The following is a 584-nucleotide window of genomic DNA, read 5'->3' as shown; positions in this document are numbered from 1 at the left end:
CCACTCGAAGGCGGCGAGATCCGGGTACTCGCGCATGAGCCGGCCCGATTCGTCGAGCACCGCCTCGATGCGATCGACCGCGCCGTCGGCCCGCGCGGCGACGGCCCGCAGCCGAGGTGACGCGATGCCCTCCATTTCGGTGACGGTCGCCTCCAGCAGTTCGGACTTGTTCGGAAAGTAGTGGTACAGGCTGCCGCTGGTCATGCCGGCGGCCCGGGCAATCTCGCGAATCGTGGTGCGGGAGTAGCCCATCTCGGCCACACACCGCATCGCCGCGGCGATGATCCGCGCACGCGTCTGCTCCCCCTCGGCGCCCACCGGGCGGCCCAATTGCGACTGCGCGACGCTCATGCCGCGCGGAACCCGCCGCAGGTTCGTCCATCACACACTGCGCACCTCCGCGCGGAAGCCCAAACTAATCGATCACTCGATTATATTCGACCGTGTCGGGCACCCAGAGCCGGCGGACAGGACGCGCGAGTGGGGAGAGCACGGTGACGCGGGCGCAGCGTGGGCGCCCGGTCGGCGCCAGCGGCGAGGAGACCCGCCGGCGGATCATCGTCGCCACGATGCGGTGTGTGGCC

General features: G+C 70.2%; 1 protein-coding gene and 1 pseudogene. One reads left to right on the top strand and one right to left on the bottom strand.

Translation table 11 applies throughout. From position 1 onward, the window contains the following. On the bottom strand, positions 1-351 hold a 351-nt coding region (locus A5773_RS06225), incomplete at its 3' end, for a TetR/AcrR family transcriptional regulator (protein WP_156744755.1). Positions 352-494: 143 nt separating this feature from the next. Here A5773_RS06225 and A5773_RS26460 point away from each other — a divergent pair. Continuing rightward, positions 495-584: pseudogene (locus A5773_RS26460) on the top strand (TetR/AcrR family transcriptional regulator); the annotation flags it as partial.

This window comes from Mycobacterium sp. 852014-52450_SCH5900713, assembly GCF_001667075.1.
In the GTDB taxonomy this organism is placed as follows: domain Bacteria; phylum Actinomycetota; class Actinomycetes; order Mycobacteriales; family Mycobacteriaceae; genus Mycobacterium.
This window is presented reverse-complemented; position numbering and strand designations above follow the sequence as displayed.